At 45.6% G+C, this 4781-nt stretch carries 4 protein-coding genes and 1 pseudogene; 3 read left to right on the forward strand and 2 right to left on the reverse strand.

All coding sequences use genetic code 11. The annotated features are described in order from the left end of the window. Positions 1 to 122: pseudogene (locus tag ABLV12_RS08650) on the forward strand (phosphomannomutase); the annotation flags it as partial. A 162-nt stretch (positions 123 to 284) separates the two neighbouring features. Next, positions 285 to 1451, forward strand: a complete 1167-nt coding sequence (gene ugd / locus ABLV12_RS08655) for a UDP-glucose 6-dehydrogenase (protein ID WP_004103677.1) — start codon at positions 285 to 287, stop codon at positions 1449 to 1451. Positions 1452 to 2012: 561 nt separating this feature from the next. Here the strand turns inward: ugd and ABLV12_RS08660 are convergent. Both ABLV12_RS08660 and ABLV12_RS08665 read right to left on the reverse strand, forming a co-directional pair. After that, positions 2013 to 2135, reverse strand: a complete 123-nt coding sequence (locus tag ABLV12_RS08660; protein ID WP_004138729.1) for a small membrane protein — start codon at positions 2133 to 2135, stop codon at positions 2013 to 2015. A 467-nt stretch (positions 2136 to 2602) separates the two neighbouring features. Continuing rightward, positions 2603 to 3607 carry an NAD-dependent epimerase gene (locus tag ABLV12_RS08665; RefSeq protein WP_348866978.1) on the reverse strand — a complete coding sequence of 335 codons (1005 nt, stop codon included), beginning with the start codon at positions 3605 to 3607 and terminating at the stop codon, positions 2603 to 2605. A 571-nt stretch (positions 3608 to 4178) separates the two neighbouring features. Between ABLV12_RS08665 and ABLV12_RS08670 the strand changes: the two genes are divergently transcribed. Continuing rightward, positions 4179 to 4442 (forward strand): hypothetical protein, encoded by a 264-nt coding sequence (locus tag ABLV12_RS08670; RefSeq protein ID WP_156529680.1) that lies wholly within the window; start codon positions 4179 to 4181, stop codon positions 4440 to 4442. Positions 4443 to 4781: the final 339 nt, after the last annotated feature.

Here is a 4781-nt window from a genome sequence, read left to right on the forward strand (position 1 = left end):
AGTGGCGTTTTAACCTGCGCAGCTCGAACACCGAGCCGGTAGTGCGTCTCAACGTCGAGTCAAAAGCTGATAAGGAATTAATGAAGGCTAAAACAGAAGAAATATTAGCTTTACTTAAATAGAAATTATTCTGCTTGAAACCAAAGGGCAGATGTGTGGAATTATGCGTCACCGTGTGGCTCTTTCTTGACTTCCCATCTTTCTGAGAGTAAAACCGCCACAAGTGTTGATTACCAGGGTGGCTAATATGCCGCCGTCCAGTTAACTGATTAAAGTGTGATCGAATGAAAATTACTATTTCCGGTACCGGTTATGTCGGTTTATCGAATGGCATCCTGATTGCGCAAAACCACGAAGTGGTGGCGCTGGATATCATTCAATCCAAAGTTGATATGATTAACCAAAAGATTTCTCCGATTGTCGATAAGGAGATTCAGGAATACCTGGCGGAAAAACCGTTGAATTTTCGCGCAACAACTGACAAGCATGATGCTTATCGCAATGCAGATTATGTCATTATCGCCACGCCGACTGACTACGATCCGAAAACGAACTACTTCAATACGTCGACCGTTGAAGCCGTTATTCGCGATGTTACTGAGATTAACCCTGATGCGGTCATGATCATTAAATCAACCATCCCCGTTGGTTTTACTCGTGATATTAAAGAGCGCCTGGGCATTGATAATGTTATTTTCTCTCCAGAGTTCCTTCGTGAAGGCCGCGCGCTCTATGACAACCTGCACCCGTCGCGTATCGTTATTGGCGAGCGTTCGGAACGCGCGGAACGTTTTGCTAACCTCCTGAAAGAAGGGGCGATCAAGCAGGATATCCCGACGCTGTTTACTGATTCTACCGAAGCTGAAGCAATCAAATTATTTGCCAATACCTATCTGGCGCTGCGCGTGGCTTATTTCAATGAACTGGATAGCTACGCTGAGAGCCAGGGCCTGAACAGTAAGCAGATTATCGAAGGCGTGTGCCTCGACCCGCGTATTGGTAACCACTATAACAACCCGTCCTTTGGCTACGGTGGTTACTGCCTGCCGAAAGATACCAAGCAGCTGCTTGCGAACTACGAATCTGTACCGAATAATATTATTGGCGCCATCGTTGACGCTAACCGCACGCGTAAAGATTTCGTTGCTGACTCCATCCTGGCGCGTAAGCCTAAGGTCGTTGGGATCTATCGCCTGATCATGAAGAGTGGTTCTGATAACTTCCGCGCTTCCTCAATTCAGGGCATCATGAAGCGTATTAAGGCTAAAGGTATTCCGGTTATTATCTATGAACCGGTTATGCAGGAAGATGAATTCTTCAATTCCCGCGTAGTTCGCGATTTTGAGGCGTTCAAACAAGAAGCTGATGTGATTGTCTCTAACCGTATGGCTGAAGAGCTGTCGGATGTTGCTGATAAGGTATATACCCGCGATTTATTTGGCAGTGACTAATCTGTCTTCTGGCCGGGAGCAGCAGCTGCCGGCCACCGCTTTCCTCCCCCTCTAAATGATTACGCATTTCTCTTGCCAGTCTCACCGTTCCTTCACCCAAACCATATCCCCTTAAAAAACGTGACCCCGCTTAAATTCTTCAATTGTTCATCTTGTCGCAATCATTGAGGTCGGATATGTTAAATTCACCTTGTGAAGAGCTACCGTCACTGAGATGTAGACGCTGGAGATAAGCGCCGGAAGGTAAAACAGAGCCTGCTTGCAGGCTTTTGTTGTTTATAAGTTCCTGCCGATGTACAGCATCCTGCCCTGGAATACGATGAGATTTAGATTCCAGTTTAAACCGACGCTTCGGGATCGTTCAGGGGGAGGCATGGTATGCATGAGTTAGCCGTGGGTATAAAAAATCATCCTGATGTCTGGGATGTTGTTTCCGATTCTAATAACTTTTATAAAATAGCTTCCAGCGCCAGCTGTAAAGACGGAACGTATCTCCACTGCTGGCAGTATTTTATATTATTATTTCCTATGCCAGTATTATAATTATATTAAGTTTTCTTTTCACCACTTTCGCTTGTTAAATGTCAGCTTGGTTTTTTTCTGGTCCTTAATATAAGAAATCAGAAAATAAACGGAAACAATCAACAGGATGGCAGCAACTGCTAAGAAAATTATGTTTGCCATAATTCGTACCAGAATGAAAGGAATGTGATAAATCCATTTGCTTGCGAACTAATACTTCTGACAAAGTCCGCCCTGACATGCTTAACATATCCTGGAATTAAGAAAATTCCTATATGGAGGTTGTGGCTTTTTTACAGGAAAGTGAATAAATCTTTTTTATGGCTTCTGCTATGAATAAACGATCTGTAACAGACTTAAATGCCAGCCAGACCCTCTGGGGATGATAATCTGTCTAAGCTAATGCTCTTCAGATAGCGTAAGGGAAGGGCTGTATTCGGCTTCTGGTGATATTTTGTTTTTACCAGATTCAGGTTTCGTTAATGTACGGTATGGGCTGTTCCGCGCCACTTTGCCCAGCCTGCTCTGTTACCGACAGAATCGTAAGATTGCTCAACATGGCCTACCAAACAGAAAAGCCGCAGCGGGGTGCCGCTGCGGCTTAATAGCATGCGCATTGCCCGGGGGCATTACACCTTATAATATGCCTTATACCAGTCAACGAAGTTCTTCACCCCCTGACTGACCGTTGTTTGCGGTCTGAATCCCACCATATCATACAGCGGCTTTGTATCCGCGCTGGTCTCAAGCACATCGCCTGGTTGAATAGGCATCATATTCTTTTCCGCGACCATACCCAGCGCTTCTTCCAGCGCAGTGATGTAATCCATCAGCTCAACCGGTGAGCTGTTCCCGATGTTATACACACGATAGGGCGCAGAGCTGTCAGCCGGAGAACCTGTCTCAACGGTCCATTCAGGATTGGGCTGCGGGATAATGTCCTGCATCCGTACAATCGCCTCGACGATATCATCGATGTAGGTGAAGTCGCGCTTCATCTTGCCGTAGTTGTAGACATCAATACTCTTTCCTTCCAGCATGGCTTTTGTGAACTTGAACAGCGCCATGTCCGGACGGCCCCACGGGCCATAGACGGTAAAGAATCGCAATCCGGTGGTCGGAATACCATAAAGGTGAGAGTAGGTGTGCGCCATCAGCTCATTTGCTTTCTTCGTAGCGGCGTAGAGAGAAACCGGATGGTCAACCGAATCGTCGGTTGAGAATGGCATCTTGCGGTTTAAACCATAAACCGAGCTCGATGAGGCATACAGCAAATGCTCAACGTGATTTTGTCGGCAGCCTTCAAGAATGTTCAGATAACCAATCAGATTGGAATCAGCATAAGCGAACGGATTTTCCAGCGAGTAGCGAACGCCGGCCTGGGCAGCAAGGTGGATCACCCGGTTAAATTTCTCATGAGCAAAAAGTTGGGCAATACCTTCACGATCCGCCAGATCGATTTTATGAAAACTGAACAGGGGGGATTGCAGCAAATCCAGCCGGGCCTGCTTCAGATTGACATCATAGTAATCGTTCATGTTGTCGAGTCCGACAACCTCATGACCCGCCTGCAGAAGGCGTTTGCACGCATGAAAACCGATGAATCCTGCGGCTCCAGTCACTAAAAACTTCATATTTATCCTCCGGGTTCACTTTGCCCCGCTATATATAATTGCCGATTTTACACTGGCTTGCTGTAGGGATCACCTGCTTTACCGTTAGCGGTTAAGTTGTCGCCAGCAAAAGCTTGAGAGAAGCATTTCATAAGAGCCTTCCCCGCCAGAGAATGTCGTAAATAATAATGATTATCATGTATTTAGGTTAGCTGGCAAATAATAACTCTGTGGTCTTTATGGCTGGTAATGATTTCTCTGTTCACAATGTGATCTTTTTTTCGAGATGAAATAAATTGAATTCATATTGTCGTGATTTATGAATTTGCTTACGTTTCATGCATGATCATTCGGAAAAACCAAGCTAAAATCCGAGCTTGTTTTTAAGTTGTTGATTTTATTTTTATTTCCTAAGCATCTGAGTGAGGGTGGAAAAAAGCCAGGCCTGAAGTTCATCTGTTGAATTTATTTTTCATTGAGCTTTTTCATTTTTATTCTTTTAGGCCAACGCGTATACTTCGCAGATAATTCGTTTGTATGGTGTATGTGTTGTCGAGATATGAACCACCCATCCCATCTTCTGGAACATATCGTGAGCGTAATGCTAAAAAAGAGAGTCAATCCGTTCTGCTCAGCCTCCACTGGTATCCAGAGTGTTCTGGCATTCTCCCGCAGCGCTGCCGTTAACATCGCCATTCAGCGTATTTCTCTCGCTTCTCTCTACGCCTGCAAAGCATCTCTTTCCGCCAATGCGTCTGCCGACAGCGGCAGTGTTCTATCCTTACTAAATGAGAAAGTCCTGATGGATAGCCCTTACGGAAACGGCGAAAGTACTCTGCGTTTTTTGCGCGTGTGATGGTGCGATTACGGATGAAAACAGAGATATGTTCGCCAACATATCTCTGTTTTTAGAATGATTAAGCTTTCAGGCAGATCGTTAAGCGCCGAAGTGCTTAGCCGGTCTGGGGAACGACTCACCTGGCGCTAACGCAGCTACTGCATTAACGCCGTAAGAGAGTGGGTACAACAATAAGGCCCGACGCAATTTGGTAGCGAAAGCCAAGGGCGGTAGCGTGCGCAAAATCCAGCCTGAAGCCAAACGTGTGCCGTTGATTGATAGTAAACAAAATGATTATTTATTTAAGGATTTTATCATGTTACTTCCTGTGATTATGGCGGGTGGCACCGGTAGCCG

This window comes from Klebsiella sp. CN_Kp100 (genome assembly GCF_040065315.1).
GTDB classification, from domain to species: domain Bacteria; phylum Pseudomonadota; class Gammaproteobacteria; order Enterobacterales; family Enterobacteriaceae; genus Klebsiella; species Klebsiella oxytoca.

Coding starts and splice junctions, on each gene's coding strand:
- ugd (WP_004103677.1), top strand. CDS start 285: ATGAAAATTACTATTTCCGGTACCGGTTATGTCGGTTTATCGAATGGC.
- ABLV12_RS08660 (WP_004138729.1), bottom strand. CDS start 2,135: ATGGCAAACATAATTTTCTTAGCAGTTGCTGCCATCCTGTTGATTGTT.
- ABLV12_RS08665 (WP_348866978.1), bottom strand. CDS start 3,607: ATGAAGTTTTTAGTGACTGGAGCCGCAGGATTCATCGGTTTTCATGCG.